Source organism: Lysobacter sp. CA199 (assembly GCF_052078715.1).
In the GTDB taxonomy this organism is placed as follows: domain Bacteria; phylum Pseudomonadota; class Gammaproteobacteria; order Xanthomonadales; family Xanthomonadaceae; genus Lysobacter.
This window is the reverse complement of sequence record NZ_JBQJIL010000006.1, coordinates 300,854-315,483: the sequence shown is the minus strand read 5'-3', so window position 1 is coordinate 315,483 and position 14,630 is coordinate 300,854. Positions and strand designations below refer to the sequence as shown.

The 14,630-nt window shown below is 66.8% G+C and carries 12 protein-coding genes and 1 pseudogene; 4 read left to right on the top strand and 9 right to left on the bottom strand.

Translation table 11 applies throughout. From position 1 onward, the window contains the following. Nucleotide 1: 1 nt before the first annotated feature. The 6 genes and pseudogenes from ACTOWJ_RS12835 to ACTOWJ_RS12810 form a co-directional block, all read right to left on the bottom strand. Nucleotides 2-1,762, bottom strand: coding sequence for a S8 family serine peptidase (locus ACTOWJ_RS12835; protein WP_441335010.1), 1,761 nt, complete (start codon nt 1,760-1,762; stop codon nt 2-4). Between the two features lie 97 nt (nt 1,763-1,859). Next, on the bottom strand, nt 1,860-2,393 hold the full coding sequence (locus ACTOWJ_RS12830) for a fimbrial protein (protein WP_441335009.1): 534 nt from the start codon (nt 2,391-2,393) through the stop codon (nt 1,860-1,862). A gap of 336 nt (nt 2,394-2,729) precedes the next feature. After that, on the bottom strand, nt 2,730-3,965 hold the full coding sequence (locus ACTOWJ_RS12825) for a D-alanyl-D-alanine carboxypeptidase family protein (protein ID WP_441335008.1): 1,236 nt from the start codon (nt 3,963-3,965) through the stop codon (nt 2,730-2,732). A 183-nt stretch (nt 3,966-4,148) separates the two neighbouring features. Then, on the bottom strand, nt 4,149-5,759 hold the full coding sequence (locus tag ACTOWJ_RS12820) for a septal ring lytic transglycosylase RlpA family protein (RefSeq protein WP_441335007.1): 1,611 nt from the start codon (nt 5,757-5,759) through the stop codon (nt 4,149-4,151). A 71-nt stretch (nt 5,760-5,830) separates the two neighbouring features. Next, nucleotides 5,831-6,979, bottom strand: a pseudogene (mltB, locus tag ACTOWJ_RS12815) (lytic murein transglycosylase B); the annotation flags it as partial. Nucleotides 6,980-7,928: 949 nt separating this feature from the next. Beyond that, the gene (locus tag ACTOWJ_RS12810) at nt 7,929-8,291 is read right to left on the bottom strand and encodes a hypothetical protein (protein ID WP_441335006.1); all 363 of its coding nucleotides are present in this window, start codon (nt 8,289-8,291) and stop codon (nt 7,929-7,931) included. A 303-nt stretch (nt 8,292-8,594) separates the two neighbouring features. Here ACTOWJ_RS12810 and ACTOWJ_RS12805 point away from each other — a divergent pair, with 303 nt between their 5' ends. Beyond that, a complete protein-coding gene (locus tag ACTOWJ_RS12805; RefSeq protein ID WP_441335108.1) occupies nt 8,595-8,780 on the top strand; it encodes a helix-turn-helix domain-containing protein in 186 nt (61 codons plus the stop codon). Between the two features lie 90 nt (nt 8,781-8,870). Here the strand turns inward: ACTOWJ_RS12805 and ACTOWJ_RS12800 are convergent, their stop codons facing one another. The 3 genes from ACTOWJ_RS12800 to ACTOWJ_RS12790 form a co-directional block, all read right to left on the bottom strand. Further along, nucleotides 8,871-10,298 carry a hypothetical protein gene (locus tag ACTOWJ_RS12800; protein ID WP_441335005.1) on the bottom strand — a complete coding sequence of 476 codons (1,428 nt, stop codon included), beginning with the start codon at nt 10,296-10,298 and terminating at the stop codon, nt 8,871-8,873. A gap of 189 nt (nt 10,299-10,487) precedes the next feature. After that, nucleotides 10,488-10,922: a hypothetical protein gene (locus ACTOWJ_RS12795; protein WP_441335004.1), complete on the bottom strand. Its 435-nt coding sequence runs from the start codon at nt 10,920-10,922 to the stop codon at nt 10,488-10,490. 180 nt (nt 10,923-11,102) lie between these two features. Continuing rightward, nucleotides 11,103-11,942, bottom strand: coding sequence for a LysR family transcriptional regulator (locus tag ACTOWJ_RS12790; protein ID WP_441335003.1), 840 nt, complete (start codon nt 11,940-11,942; stop codon nt 11,103-11,105). 110 nt (nt 11,943-12,052) lie between these two features. Between ACTOWJ_RS12790 and ACTOWJ_RS12785 the strand changes: the two genes are divergently transcribed. The 3 genes from ACTOWJ_RS12785 (at nt 12,053) to fabV (ending at nt 14,612) form a co-directional block, all read left to right on the top strand. Beyond that, the gene (locus tag ACTOWJ_RS12785; protein WP_441335002.1) at nt 12,053-12,547 is read left to right on the top strand and encodes a lipocalin-like domain-containing protein; all 495 of its coding nucleotides are present in this window, start codon (nt 12,053-12,055) and stop codon (nt 12,545-12,547) included. A gap of 66 nt (nt 12,548-12,613) precedes the next feature. Beyond that, entirely contained in the window at nt 12,614-12,958 is a 345-nt protein-coding gene (locus ACTOWJ_RS12780) for a 5-carboxymethyl-2-hydroxymuconate Delta-isomerase (RefSeq protein WP_441335001.1), read from the top strand. A 448-nt stretch (nt 12,959-13,406) separates the two neighbouring features. Next, nucleotides 13,407-14,612 carry an enoyl-ACP reductase FabV gene (fabV, locus tag ACTOWJ_RS12775; protein ID WP_441335000.1) on the top strand — a complete coding sequence of 402 codons (1,206 nt, stop codon included), beginning with the start codon at nt 13,407-13,409 and terminating at the stop codon, nt 14,610-14,612. Nucleotides 14,613-14,630: the final 18 nt, after the last annotated feature.

The following is a 14,630-nucleotide window of genomic DNA, read 5'->3' as shown; positions in this document are numbered from 1 at the left end:
CTCAGTGCCCCAGGACGCGAATCTTGAACGAGGAAAGATTGCCCTTGCTGGCCGCGCCGGCCGCGAGGCTGGTATCGGCCACCTCGACAGTCCAGTTGCCAGTGCCGGGTTCGTCGAGATAGGCGTTGACCGCCGCCAGATCGAAGGTCATCACGTCGCCGACCGGAACCGATCCGGCGGGAACGACGATAGCGCGGGTACCGCCGGGCGAAACCAGGGTGACCACCAGCGGCGTGGACTTCAACGGCAGGTTATTGCCCACCGGATAGTCCGACGCCAGGCCGATCTGCACCGCCTCGATGCGGTTGGCGCCGCCGGCGATGTTGACGCTGGCGCGCGCCGGCGCCGCAGCGTTGCCGATCGGTTGCGCAGTTTCGAGCTGGACGCTCTGCCAACCGCTGTCGACCAACGGACCCAGCGATTTGAACGCGCCCGCACGGGTCACCGCCAGCGTGGCGTCGACCAGACCGTAGCCGTACCAGTTGCTGAAAGCGCGGCCGGCGGCGTTGGTGGTCCAGCCCGCGGCCAGCACCGTGCCGTTGGCGTCGGTCACCGCCGCCTGGGTCGGATCGACCTGACGCGCGGTGGTGGCCAGCAGGTACTTGACGTCGCGGTAGCTCAGTTTCGGATTGACCTGCAGTATCAGCGCGACCACGCCCGCCACGGTCGGCGAGGCCGCCGAGGTGCCGTTCATGGTGCCGGCGTAGTTGCAGGTGTTGTCGATGGTGGACTGGTCCGATTCCATCCGATTGACGTTGAAATCCGACCAGAACTGCGTCGGCTGCACGCGGTTGGTGTTGTAGCCGCGGACGCAGCCGGACAGATCGGTGGTCATGATCGCCGGATCGAAGGACACGGCCGGGCGCGTGGCCAATTGCGCCGGCGTCGCCTGGGTCGCCAAGGTCGCGCGCTCCCAACCGTACTCGCCGCCCAGGCCGGACACCCAGATCGAAGCGCCGGGCGTGGAATAGCTCGAACGCTTGCCGGCCGCGTTGACCGCGGCGACGGTGATGACGTTGAAGAAGTTGGATTCCTGGACGAACACCGACTGGCTGCAGCCGACGCGGCCGCTGGACGCGGGGCAGTAGGTGCTTACGCTGTTGAAGCCGTTGCCGGCGGCCTTGACGTAGACCGTACCCAGCCCGCCGCGGGTGGCCGACATCGGGTTCTCCCAGGCGGCCAGTTCGTTCTCGGAGATCGTGGTGAGGAACAGCGGAGTGCTATCGCCCCAGCTGTTGTTGGAGACGGCGACGTCCTTGGACTCGGCGCCGTCCCACCAGGCGTACTGAATCTGCGCGGTGGTGCCGCCGGCATCGAGAAAGTTGAAGCTCTTCAGCCTCGCGCTCGGGGCCACGCCGCGAACGCCGATGCCGTTCCAGCCGACCGCGGCGATGATGCCCGACACCGCGGTGCCGTGCGCGGCGCCGCCGTTGGTCGGGGTCGGATCGTGGCTGTTGTTGTTGAAGTTCCACGAACCGTTGGGGACTACGTTCGCGGCCAGATCGGGATGCGCGATCTCGGCGCCCTGATCGAGCACGCCGACCACCACGCCCTTGCCTCGGATGTTGTAGTCGTGCAGATCGTCGATGCCCAGGTCGACGCCGAACGTGGGCCGGGTATCGCCGAGCACGGCCTGCCCGTAGTTCATCAGGTGCCACTGATAGCGATACAGCGGATCGTTCTGCGCCTGCGCGGCGCCGGCCGACAATGCGGCCAGGGTCGCCACGCTCAAAATCGTTTTCTTGCCGAAAAGCTGTCGCATACCGCCAACTCCTTGGTTTCGTCGGACAGGCCGCACCCGGCGCGGCGGAGCGTCGCTCCGGCCGGCGCGGGCCGCATGCGCGTTGGGTGGGGTGGACTTACTGATAGATCATCGTGAAGGTGACGCTGCTGTTGGCCGCGCCGGCAGTCGCCGCACCCGTGGCCACGTACTGCGCGTAATAGCGCAGGTCAGCGCCGCCGCCGGACACCGCCGCGGCTTGCGAGTTCTGCAGGCCGCTGGGATTGCCGAGCAGGATCTGCGAGTGGTCGGCGTTGAGCAGTTGCAGCTCGACGTTGCCGGCATTGTTGCCGCCTTCCAGGGTCAGATTGTTGGTGCTGGTGTTGACGGTCGGACCCGGCTCGAAATAGGTCTGGATCTGAGCGGTGGTGGAATCGCAATCGGCGATGCGGATCACGAACGGCGTGCGCCCGGCGGTCTGACCGCTCTGGTTCAGCGCCGATACCGCGACCGCCGGCAACTTGACCCGGATGTCGGCCGGGGTCGGGCCGTTGGTGAGCACGCAGGTCGGCGCGATCACCGAACCTTCGATATGGATGGTTCCGTCGACGGCTTGCGCGGCGGCGGGCAGAGCGAGTGCGATAGCGAGTACGGCAATGGATGCGGTCTTCATTTCACTCCTTGAATGTCGAATTGCGGGGCACCGGCATGGCGCAATCCTGAGCAGTCCATCGCCCGTCCCGATCAGGGAACAGCGCGATGAGCCACTCGCGGAAACGTCCGATCTCACACTTGTCGCGCCATACCTCCCTATCTACAACGCAGGTTCTCCACCTCCCCCCTACTCCACCGGGAACATCCACACATATATCGGCGTCGGCGTCGGGCAACGGCGCGGCCAGGGCCGTCGCCGCGGGCCGCAGCCGCTCCGCGAAAGCGCGGCGGCGAACTCGCGGACAAAAAAAGGCCGGCGAGCGCCGGCCTTTTTCGTAGTGAGCGAGCGCGGACCTCAGTCCGACTCCCACCACATCCAGAACTCGTCCCACAGGCGCTTGAAGAAACCGCCCTCCTCGACCGCGGCGATCGCCACCAGCGGGCGCTGGGCGATGACCTTGCCTTCGAGCATGACCTTGACCGTGCCGATGGCCTGGCCTTTCTTGATCGGCGCGACCAGGGTCTTGGGCACGTCGATGCTGGGCTTGAGCTGCGCGTACTTGCCGCGCGGCACGGTCACCAGCATCGGTTCGGCGACGCCGAGCTGCACTTCCGGCGTCTGGCCCTTCCACACCTTCTGCTTGGCCACCGCCTTGCCGGCGTCGTAAAGCTTGTGGGTCTCGAAGAAGCGGAAGCCCCAGTTCAACAGCGCCTGGCTGTCGGTGGCGCGCTGGGCTTCGGAAGTCGAACCCATGACCACCGAGATCAGGCGCTGCTCGCCGCGCTGGGCCGAGGCCATCAGGCAGTAACCGGCCTTGGAGTGGTGACCGGTCTTGATGCCGTCGACCGACGAATCGCGCCACAGCAACAGATTGCGATTGGGCTGGGTGATCGGCCCGACCTTGAGTTCCTTGATCTTGTTGTACGAATACGCGACCGGGAAATCGCGGATCAGCGCGCGGCCCAGCAGGGCCAGATCGTGCGCGGTGGAGTAGTGATTCTCCTGCGACAACCCGTGCGGGTTCATGAAGTGCGAGTTCTTCAGGCCGATGCGCGCGGCGTACTGGTTCATCAGCGCGGCGAAGGCGTCCTCGCTGCCGGCGACGTGTTCGGCCAGGGCGATCGCGGCGTCGTTGCCGGACTGCACCACCATGCCCTTTTCCATCTCCACCAGCGGCGCGGTCTGGTTGACTGCGAAACCGGAGTAGCTGCCGTCGGTGGCTGCGCCGCCCTTGCGCCAGGCGTTCTCGGTCATCATCACCTGATCGGTGTCCTTGACCTTGCCGCCGGCCATTTCGGCGGCGATCACGTAGCTGGTCATGACCTTGGTGATGCTGGCCGGCTCGACCCGCAAGTCGGGATTGAAGCTGGCCAGGATGTTGCCGCTGGCCGCATCGATCAGCACCCACGCGGTGCCCTGGATCTGCGGCGGCGGCGGCACCGGCAGCGCGTCGCTGGCCGGCGGCAGAGCGGCGGCCGCGGGCTTGGCGGCGGGCGCCTGGGCCGAAGCGAAACCGGCCACGGCCGTGGCCAGGAAGGCCGAGGTCAGCGCGGCGAAGGCGGCCGCGCGCGGGGTGAAGCGAACAGTCATCGTTGAACTACTCCGGGGGCCGGTACCGGACCGGCCGAGGGGTTGGGGTGTCGGTTCCGCCGTCCTGGCGGCCGCCGTCGATGTGGCCGGACCGTGCCTTCCTGCTGCGGTCCGCGAGCCGTGCATCCTGCCTCAGATACGCGGCGCTTGCAGCCGCCGGCCCTTGCGGGCGGCGGCGTAGGTTCAGTCGCGCACGCGTTGGGGCTGGCCGAATCCCAGACCGACGATGCGGGCGGCGAGTTCCGGCGCGGCGTCGGCCTGCAGCGGGCCGACCCGCAAACGCCAGATCTTCTGGCCGCTGGACGAGTTGCCGTCGAGCAGCTTGGCCGCGCCGATGCCGGCCCCGCGCAGCATGGTCAGGGCGCGATCGGCATTGCTGCGGGCCGAGAAGCTGGCGACCTGCAAGGTCACATCGCCGGCGTTGGGCGTATTGGCGGCGACCACGGCGGCGGCCTTGGACGGACTCGGCGGCGGCGGCGCCGGTAACGCGGCGGCGCTGGCGGCGGCCACGGCGGTCGTCGCGGGCGTCTTGCCGGCCTTCTTGGCGGCTTTTTCCGCCGCAGCCAGGGCACGCTGCTTTTCCTTCTGCTGCTTGGCCAGGGCGCGTTTCTCGGTGCGGGTCAGCGGCTTGGGCGGCGGCGCATCGATGCCCTTGCCGGTGGCCACGCGCACTTGCCGCGACTTCATCCAGGCGTCGAACTCGTCGGCGGTCATCGACTTGCCGTTCTGCATCATGTCGAAACGGTAGTCGTGAGCGCCGCCGACAGGCTTGGCGGCGCTCGCCACGCTGGCTTCCGGCGCGACGGACGTGGGCTTGCCGGTGGCCACAGTGGTCTTGACCGGTGCGGTCGCGGGCTTGCCGGTGGCGATGGTGGTCTTCACCGCCGAGGCTTCGGCGGCGGTGCCGACAGGGGCGGGCTTGCCGGTGGCGATGCGCACGCCCGGCGGCAATTCGCCGGCGTTGGCGCTGGCGATCGGCATGGCCGCGACCAGGCGGTCGATCGCGCTCGGCGCGGCCGGCTTGGCCTGGGCGGCCGGCTGAGGCGGATTGTTGGCGGCGCGGGCGTACACCGGCGGCGGCGCTTCGCCCGGATGCAGCGCGCGCACCTCGACCCGACCGGTCCCGCGCTGGGTGATGCCCAGCTTGATCGCCGCGGCGTAACTCAGATCGATCACCCGGCCGTCGTGGAACGGGCCGCGGTCGTTGACCCGCACGGTCACGGCCTTGCCGTTGTCCAGGTTGGTGACGCGGGCGAAGCTCGGCAGCGGCAGCGATTTGTGCGCGGCGGTGAAGGCGTACATGTCGTACACCTCCAGATTGGAGGTGCGGCGGCCGTGGAATTTCTGGCCGTAGTACGAGGCGGTGCCGCTCTCGATGTAGTCGTCGTGCGAATCGAGCACTTTGTAGGTCTTGCCCAGCACCTGATACGGCGAGCGGTTGCCGAACTGCGAGCGCGCCTCGGCGACGACTTCGGGCTCGGGGATCGCGTCGACGTCGGGAATGTAATCCGGCGTAGTGTCCTTGACGCCCGGCGCGTACAGGCCGCCGGCCTTGTAGTTGCCGCGCTTGCTGAGGTCTTCCTGCGCGGCCGCGTACGGCGACTTCTTGCCGCGTCCGCCATGCGCAGGCAGGCCACTGGCGTGGACGCGGTCGCGATCGGGCAGCGCGAGCGGCTGCGAGCCGGTTCTCTTCGGGGAACTGGCGCAGGCGGCGAGCGCGAGCGGCAGGGCGGCGACGACCAGCCGCCCGATCGCGGATGCGATCGGCGACCGCTTCGGGCCGGTGCCGCTCATGCCCGCGGCGCCTGGGGTTTGACGGCCGCCGGCGGCGCGGCCGGGACGGAGGTGGGCGAGTCAGTCGGAGTGGCCAAGGGATTCTCCCGTCCGGCGATCGCTTCCGCCAACTGGTACACCGCCATGCCGTAATGCTTGGAGATGTTGTAGCGGGTGATCGCGTAGAAATTGCGGAAACCGAGCCAGTATTCGGGACCGTTCACACCATCGAGGTTCAGCAGCGTCGCGGTTTCCGTCGGCGCCACCGGGCTCAGCGGACGGTAGCCACGCGCGGCCAGGTCGCTGAGCGAGTACACAGGGTCCATGCTCTCGGGTACGAAATCGGCCGCGTTCGCATCGCGATTTGCGCGCACGACCACCGGGCCGCCGCGCACCCAGCCGCCCTTCTTGACGAAGTAATTGGCGACCGAGAAGAACACGTCGTCCAGATCGGTGAACAGATTGCGCTTGCCGTCGTTGTCGCCGTCCATCGCGAACTCGCGGTAGCTCGAAGGCATGAACTGGCCCCAGCCCATCGCGCCGGCGTAGCTGCCGGTGAGGGTGGAGATGTCGATGCCCTCTTCCTTGCCCAGCGCGAACAGCTGGCCGAGCTCGCCGCGGAAGAACGCCTCGCGGCGGTTCTCGCGATCGAGCTTGGCCGGATCGCCGCTGCGCGGATAAGCGAAGGCCAAGGTATACAGCGCGTCGACCACGTTGTACTTCCCAGTGTTCTTGCCGAAGCTGGTTTCCACTCCGACGATCGCCACGATGATCTCGGCCGGCACGCCGGTCTGCGCCTGCACGCGATCGAGCTGGGCGCGGTGTTCGGCCAAGAACGCGCGGCCGCCGTCGATGCGGGCCTGGGTGATGAAGATCGGGCGGTAATCGCGCCACGGCTTGGCCTCGGCCGGCCGCGACATCGCCGCGACGATGCTGTCGCGGATCTGCGCCTTGGCCAGCACCGATTCGATATAGGCCGGGTCGATCGCGTACTTGGCCGCGGTGTCGCGCACGAACTGCGCGCGGGCCTGTTCGATCGGCATCTGCACCACCGGATCGGGCAAGGCTGGCGTGCCGACCACCGGCGTGGCCGGCTTGACCGCGGCGGGCGCCGCCACCGGTACCGGCTTGACGGGCGGAGCGGGAGTGATAGGCGCGGTAGGCGCCTGCGTAGCGCAGGCGGCCAGCACGATCGAGAGCGCGCCGAACAGGGCGCAACGGGCGGTGTGGCGTCGGGTCATCGTCGCGAGGGTAGCACGCGACCGCGGGACAAAAAACCTTGGGTTTGCGGGACTTAACCGATTTTATTCATGTAGGGTTGTCGAAGTCTGAGCCGCATCGGCGGTGCCCGGCGGGCTCTCCCGGCGGCTTCGAAAACTGAATAGAGGTCACCGATTCGTGACCGAGCGACCCGGCGTCCGGTTCGCGCGCCCAACGCGCAGCTGATTGCCCACCGGGCGACTGTAGGAACTGCGACTGCGAATTCCCGGCTGCGACGGACTTTCGACGTATCTGCCATCGCGGGGTCGCGGCTCGCGCCGCTCCTACCTGGGGCGAGTGTAGGAGCTGCGCGAGCTGCGACTGCGAGTTCCCGGCCACGACGGGCTTCGGCGTAGTTGCCACCGCGCGGTCGCGGCTCGCGCCGCTCCTACCTGGGGCGAGTGTAGGAGCTGCACGAGCTGCGACCGCGAATTCCCGGCCACGACGGGCTTCGACGTAGTTGCCACCGCGCAGTCGCGGCTCGCGCCGCTCCTACCTGGGGCGAGTGTAGGAGCTGCGCGAGCTGCGACTGCGAATTCCCGGCCACGACGGGCTTCGGCGTAGTTGCCACCGCGCAGTCGCGGCTCGCGCCGCTCCTACCTGGGGCGAGTGTAGGAGCTGCGCGAGCTGCGACTGCGAATTCTCGGCTGCGGCGGGCTTCGGCGTAGTTGCCACCGCGCAGTCGCGGCTCGCGCCGCTCCTACCTGGGGCGAGTGTAGGAGCTGCGCGAGCTGCGACCGCGAATTCCCGGCCACGACGGGCTTCGGCGTAGTTGCCACCGCACGGTCGCGGCTCTCGCCGCTCCTACCTGGAGCGAGTGTAGGAGCTGCGTGAGCCGCCATCACGAAGCGAAACAAAGTAGTGATAAACGGCACTGTCGGCCGCGATACCCCGATCCGAGGATCGCGCCATGAGCGACCGTCCCTCGTGTTATCCCGAACCTTCGCCCGCGCTGTTGACCAGCGTCGGCCCCGATCGCACGCCGCTCCTCGACGTACTCACCTCGCCGGTGCCGCTGGGCTTGTTCGATTCGCCGGTCGACGGCCGCCATGTGCTGTGCCTGCACGAAGGCGCGCCGGTACCGGTGTCGTATCGCGTCGGCCGGCACGAACGCCAGGGCGTGCGCCTGCACGGACAGTTCTGCGTGGTGCCGGCCGGATCGAGCACGCGCTGGACGGTGTCCAAACCCACCTTCTCGCTGTTGCTGCGGCTGAGCCCGTCGCTGTTGCGCGAAACCTCGCAGACCATGGGATTGAGCCGCGACGCCGGCGATCTGGCGCCGTCGATCCACATCCGCGATCCGCAGATCGAACGCATCGGCTGGATGATGCAGACCGAAGACCGCGACGCGTATCCCGGCGGCCGCTTGTTCGCCGACGGGCTGGCCAGCGCGCTCGCCGCGCGCCTGCTCGCGCTGCAATCGCCTACCTCCGGCGCGACCGCCAAGCCCGGACAGGCACTGCCGCTGTGGCGATTGCGCCACGTGCTCGATTACATCGAAGCGCACCTGGACGAAGATCTGTCGCTGGCCGAACGGCCGCCGTCGCCGGTTTCAGCCTGTCGCACTTCAAGCCCTTGTTCAAACAGGCCGTGGGCATGCCGGCGCACCGGTACGTCCTGGAACGGCGGGTCGAATGCGCGCGCGCGCTGCTGTTGCGGGGCCGTGGAAACATGGGCGAAATCGCGCTGGAAGCGGGGTTTCCCCACGCCAGCCACATGGCCCGCTGCATGCGCCGCGTGCTGGGGATGACGCCCGCGCAGGTCGCGCAATCGCGCCACTGACCGCATCGCGCGCGGTCCGGGCTGGTCGGCGAAACGAAACGGCGCGGGTTCGCACCCGCGCCGTCGCCTGGCCCGCGTTTAGCGCCGCGATCAGCCGAACATGCGATCCAGGATCGCGAACCGTTCCGGCATCAGCGCGCGCATCTGCGCCTCGTCCGGCGTGCCCTTGACCAGGTGGTAGGTCATATAGGCCTCGGCGAAATCTTCGGCCGGGTCGGTGCCCAGGCTGGGATTGATCGTCGAAGATCCCTCGGGCACGTAGTTGTTGTCGGCGTAGTGCGTCGCGAACAATTGATCCTTCTGTACCGCGTGATTCCACTCCATCGGCACGCCGAAGAATCCGCCGGGCTGTTCGACCAGATGCGCGGTTTCGTGCATGAAGGTGAAATCGAAATCCTTCTGCACGCGCGGATTGTCGAGGTCGTGCGGATTGATATAGAACGCGCCGCCGGTGGCGTACATGTCCGCGCCGGAATCGACTACTTTGCCGTTGTCTTCTTCCTTGGGCGTGTACGGATTGACCACCACCTTGTCGGTCGCCGCCAGCGACGCCGACGGTTGCGCGGCCAGTCCCTTTGCGATCTGCTCGAGCGTGGGGTACGACTTGCCGTCGTCGCGCGCGTCGGCGGCCGGCAGGATGACCTCGATCGAGCGTCCGTCAACCTCGACGGTGTACTTCAACGCCGGCTTGGACTCGCTCGCATTGGGCTGGGTGCCCGAGGGGAAGTCGTAGTCGATCGTTTCCGGCCCGCTTATCTCATAGGGCTTGCGCCGGCTGTCGGCCACGCCCGAATCGGGCGCGGCGTTGCGCCACAGATCGGTCGGGCGCGCTTCGGTCAGCATGAATTTGCGCAACGCGGCCGGATCGTTCAGATCGATGCCGCCCAGTTGTCCGCGCACCTGCTGCGAAACCGGCGTATCGCTGCCGAACAACACCAGCGCCTGCTTCTGCTGGTCTTCGTCCAGGCCGCGGAACGCGGGCGAATCGACCAGCTTGCCGATCGAGTCCAGCGCCTGCGCATCGCCGGCGTTGCGATGCATCGCCAGCGCGGTTTGCACCTGGGTCGGCAGCGGCAGGTCGTCGGGCAAGCGGCCCAGCGCATCCTTCAGGCTCTGCGGAATGGCGGCGTCGTTGCGCGCGTCGGCGATGTCGTTGGCGCTGACGTAACCGTCGGCGCGCCCGGCGCCATGGGCGGTGTCGAGCAGGCGCGCGTCGAGTTCGCCCGACTGCACGCTGTTCCAGGCGCCGTCGACGTCGTCGCGGGAAATGGTGCCGTCGACCGTGCCGCGACCGGCGCCCACATCGAGCAGGCTGCGCGCGGCCTTGCTGTCGAGCAGGAACTGCGCGGCTTGGGCTTCCTCGGACGAGAACTTGCCGTCGGCATTGGCCGCGACCGCGCGCAAGTCGTCCTGGCTGACGCGGTTATCGGCAATCGGCAGCCAACTCGGCTTGGCGGTGTCGAAGTCGGCGAAATTGTCGCGGACGATCTGGATGGCACGGGTGGCGTCGATGGTCATGTCTCGTCCTGAATGGGTGCGTTCCTGGGGGCTCCCTGCGCGGCGCAGGATGCCGCCGCAGGACGCGCATGGAAATATAGGACTGGCCCTAGGTCGGGCCGCGATGCGCGTATCCGTTCAGTGTGCGCTGTCGGGCGAAGCGTGCGCCCGCGCAAAGCAGTGACGGAACGCGCCGGCAGCCGATCGCGATCAAACCGCGCGCTTTGCGTTGCCGATGGTCAGATGCAGCGCGGGCTCGGGCTCGCGCGGCAGTCCCAGGGTCTCGCGCAAGTTCAGCAGCGCCTCGCAGCGCACCCGATGCCAGACGTAATCGTCGGTCTCGTGCGCCTGCGGCTGATAAGCGAACTCGATCGTCGCGCCGTCGCCGCGTTTCCATGCATCCATCGCCACCGGCCGCTCGCCGCGGATCGCCGAGATGTGCGGCCCCCACAACGGACTTTGCAGCGCGCGCGTGCGCCGATGGCCGAGCAAGTACAGATGGCGCAGATAGCGGCCCAGTTCAGGATCGCAATCGACGATCAGCCACCACTGGGTGCTGCCGCCGTCGCGACGGGTGTGTCCGCCCTTGCCCAGTTGCGGGCTGTAGCGCAGGGTGCCGGTAGCGGTGATGAAACCTGGGTGCATGGTTCGCCCGGATCTCTTGAGCGACGGCAGCGTCGGGCCCGCAGCTTAGTCAGCGCCGCCGCAGCTCACAAGCCGGCCGCAACCGGCCGTATTTGGCCAGAGGCGGTCAGCCACCGATCTTCGAATCGCGCCGGGCAATATCGCTGGCACAACCCACTCTTGCCCCGTGACGCCGTTCCTTTACTGGAAGGCCAGGGTAAAGACGCGCAATGCATCGCGCGTTCGCCGATCGCTGAGATTGCTATAGAGCATCACGTCCTGCGAGCGAATCGGCGGCAGCGACAGGAGCCCGCTGACGTCGACCGTGCCCGGCGGCGCCGCGCGCCGCGCCAGCACCGCCACCGCGAGGCCGGCGACAGCGGCTGCACCCAGGATCGCGGCGCCCTTGCCGACGAAGACTTCGCGCCATTCGATGCCGGCCCGGTCAAGCGCGCGTACCGCCTCGATGCGGATACGGCACGACTCGCCTTGCGTCGCCAGCGGCAACGGCTGGCCGGCGCGCGGCTGCCAGCCGGCCGCCGCGAACCATGAAAAGGATTCCGCGAACACAATCTTGCCCCGCTTGCCGCGATCCTCGGGGCGCAGCACCAGCACGGCGTCGAGCTCCCCCCGTTCCTGGCCTTGCATGAGTTCGTTGGTGCCGGCGATGCGCATTTCGACCAGCAGGTTCGGATCGTGGTCCCGCATCTGCCGCAACAGAAACGGGAGCTCGCTGCCGACCAATTGCTGGTTGATGCCGATCGCCAACCGGCGTTGTTCGGTCTCGAAGGCGGCGGCCGCGCGGTCGTGCGACGACACCAGTTCGCGCGCCACGCCGAGAAACGCCAGTCCTTCGACCGACAGGCGAACATGCCGCGGCGTGCGTTCCAGCAGGCGGCGGCCGAGTTGCCCTTCCAGGCGCCGCAGCTTGATGCTGATTGCGGACTGGGTAGTGCCCAGCACGTCGGCTGCCCGGGTGAAGCTCTGCAAGTCGGCTGCCAGCAGGAAGGCCCTGACCGCATCCACATCCATAGCCTTCATCTGGATAGATTCGATTTCTAAATGACAGATATCTTTGTAAATGCATTTTTCATATCTATCAAGCGGCTTAGGATGAGCCGATCGATCCCACACCATAAGGACTCACCGCGATGAAACCACTGACCGGCGCATTCGTCGCAGTGCTGGCAGGACTGGCCGTGCATGCCGCGCAAGTGCCGGCACGCGTGTTTCCACTGCAAGGCACCTGGACCCTGGTCGCCGCGGACAAGGTCTTGCCGGATGGCCAGACGAGGCGGGACTACGGCGAGAACCCGAAGGGCAGACTCGTTGTCGATGGCAAGGGGCGGTATTCGCTACAGATCTTCAAGTCCGAACGCCTGCATTTCGCCAGCGACAGCAAGGCCGATGGCAGCGTCGACGAATTCAGGTCCGCGGTCATAGGCAGCAGTACCCACTACGGCTCGGTGACGATCGACCAACGGGCAGGGGTACTGGCGTTCTCGATCGAAGGCTCGTCCTTTCCAAACTGGGAAGGCACGACCCAAAAGCGCCGGTACAAGTTCGACGGCGCCGAGCTGCGTTACGAGGTGCCTCCCCGGGCAGATGGAAGTATCCCGGTGTCCGTGTGGCGCAGGCTCGATTGAACCGTTTCTCATTTCCGTTCGGAGGCGGTCGCGTCCTCCATTCACCCTTCAACCGATGGAGTCATCATGCCGCACTTCGTAGTCGACTGTTCTCAGGAAATACTTCAGATTCACAACGAAGAATCGATCATCACTCGGCTGCATCGAGTGCTGAGTTCAACAGCGCTGTTCGAAGAATCGGACATCAAGATCCGTATACACCCGTTCCTGACCTATGCTGTCGGCGGCGGACGGGAAGATTTCATCCACACATTCGCCTGGATCATGCAGGGGCGCAGTGTCGAGCAACGCGCTGCCTTGTCGAAGGCCATCGTCAGCGAGCTGGCTGAGATGTTTCCGCTACTTCCCCGCATTGCCGTGAACATCGCCGAGTTCGAGCGGGCGACCTATTTCAATCGAGCGATGATGTGACTCCCCTTCCAGTTTCTGGCGTGGTCAGCATGTCGATCAACACCGATTGACGGATATTTCACCGTCGGCAGCAGGAGCAAGCGACGAAACAAAAATCAAGGAAACTGCAGTCAAGGAGCGCATACGTTTTTCCGCAGAGTCTACGCGCGAGGCGAAGCGAATGACCCAATGGGTCGAAAGCGTCCACGGACTGTACTGCAGCCCTGACCGTGAGGGTTGATGAGGGCTCCTGGGGGTCAATAAGGGCAGCTGCCGGTCGAGTCCGCTCCCGGCCGCATCCGGCCGCGGCGCCAAGCAGTTGAACCGCCCGCCGCCCGACCGTACCGGACCGCACGCGTGCCGTTCAGACGCGAAATCCCCGACCGCGCCGCAAAACCGGCGTTTCTCAAACCCGCCCCAGCCACTAAGATGCCGCATACGCCCCATAGCCACTCGAGAGGAATTCACGTTGGTCATCCAGCCCAAGGTCCGCGGCTTCATCTGCACCACCACGCACCCGCTGGGTTGCGAACTCAACGTGCGCGACCAGATTCAGGCCACCCGCGCCCTCGGCCGGCGCGACGACGGCCCCAAGAAGGTGCTGGTGATCGGCGCCTCCAGCGGTTACGGGCTGGCTGCGCGCATCGGCGCCGCGTTCGGCTACGGCGCCGACACCCTCGGCGTGTTCTTCGAAAAACCCGGCACCGACAAGAAGCCGGGCACCGCGGGTTGGTACAACTCGGCCGCGTTCGACAAGTTCGCCAAGGCCGAAGGCCTGTACAGCCGCTCGATCAACGGCGATGCATTCTCCGACGAAGTGCGCGCGCAGGCGATCGAGCTGATCAAGAACGAGATGGGCGGCCAGGTCGATCTGGTGGTCTATTCGCTGGCCTCGCCGGTACGCAAGCTGCCGGGCACGGGCGAGATCAAGCGCTCCGCGCTCAAGACCATCGGCGCGCCCTACACCTCCACCGCGATCGACACCAACAAGGACGCGGTGATCCAGGCCACGGTCGAACCGGCCACCGAGCAGGAGATCGAAGACACCGTCACGGTGATGGGCGGCCAGGACTGGGCGCTGTGGATCGACGCGCTGGAACGCGCCGACGCGCTGGCGCCGGGCGCACGCACGGTCGCCTTCAGCTACATCGGCACCGAAATCACCTGGCCGATCTACTGGCACGGCGCGCTCGGCAAGGCCAAGGTCGACCTGGATCAGACCGCGCACCGCCTCAACGCGCGCTTGGCCAAGATCGACGGCGCCGCCAACGTTGCGGTGCTCAAGTCGGTAGTGACCCAGGCCAGCTCGGCGATCCCGGTGCTGCCGCTGTACATCGCGCTGGTGTTCAAGGTGATGAAGGAAAAAGGCCTGCACGAAGGCCCGATCGAACAGCTCAACCGCATGTACCGCGAACGCATGTACCGCGAAGACGGGCAGCCGACGCCGACCGACGAAGAACAACGCCTGCGCCTGGACGACTGGGAACTGCGCGAGGACGTGCAGGCCGTCTGCAAGGCGCTGTGGCCGCAGGTCACCACCGAGAATCTGTTCCAGATCAGCGACTACGCCGGCTACAAGCACGAGTTCCTCAAGCTGTTCGGCTTCGAGCGCGGCGACGTGGACTACACCGCCGACGTCGATCCGGAAGTGCGCTTCGATTGCATTGAGATGTAAACCACGCCATCGCAGAAG

Coding starts and splice junctions, on each gene's coding strand:
- ACTOWJ_RS12795 (WP_441335004.1), bottom strand. CDS start 10,922: ATGCACCCAGGTTTCATCACCGCTACCGGCACCCTGCGCTACAGCCCG.
- ACTOWJ_RS12825 (WP_441335008.1), bottom strand. CDS start 3,965: ATGACTGTTCGCTTCACCCCGCGCGCGGCCGCCTTCGCCGCGCTGACC.
- ACTOWJ_RS12830 (WP_441335009.1), bottom strand. CDS start 2,393: ATGAAGACCGCATCCATTGCCGTACTCGCTATCGCACTCGCTCTGCCC.
- ACTOWJ_RS12790 (WP_441335003.1), bottom strand. CDS start 11,942: ATGAAGGCTATGGATGTGGATGCGGTCAGGGCCTTCCTGCTGGCAGCC.
- ACTOWJ_RS12835 (WP_441335010.1), bottom strand. CDS start 1,762: ATGCGACAGCTTTTCGGCAAGAAAACGATTTTGAGCGTGGCGACCCTG.
- ACTOWJ_RS12810 (WP_441335006.1), bottom strand. CDS start 8,291: ATGTGGATCGACGGCGCCAGATCGCCGGCGTCGCGGCTCAATCCCATG.
- ACTOWJ_RS12800 (WP_441335005.1), bottom strand. CDS start 10,298: ATGACCATCGACGCCACCCGTGCCATCCAGATCGTCCGCGACAATTTC.
- ACTOWJ_RS12820 (WP_441335007.1), bottom strand. CDS start 5,759: ATGAGCGGCACCGGCCCGAAGCGGTCGCCGATCGCATCCGCGATCGGG.
- ACTOWJ_RS12785 (WP_441335002.1), top strand. CDS start 12,053: ATGAAACCACTGACCGGCGCATTCGTCGCAGTGCTGGCAGGACTGGCC.
- ACTOWJ_RS12805 (WP_441335108.1), top strand. CDS start 8,595: ATGCCGGCGCACCGGTACGTCCTGGAACGGCGGGTCGAATGCGCGCGC.
- ACTOWJ_RS12780 (WP_441335001.1), top strand. CDS start 12,614: ATGCCGCACTTCGTAGTCGACTGTTCTCAGGAAATACTTCAGATTCAC.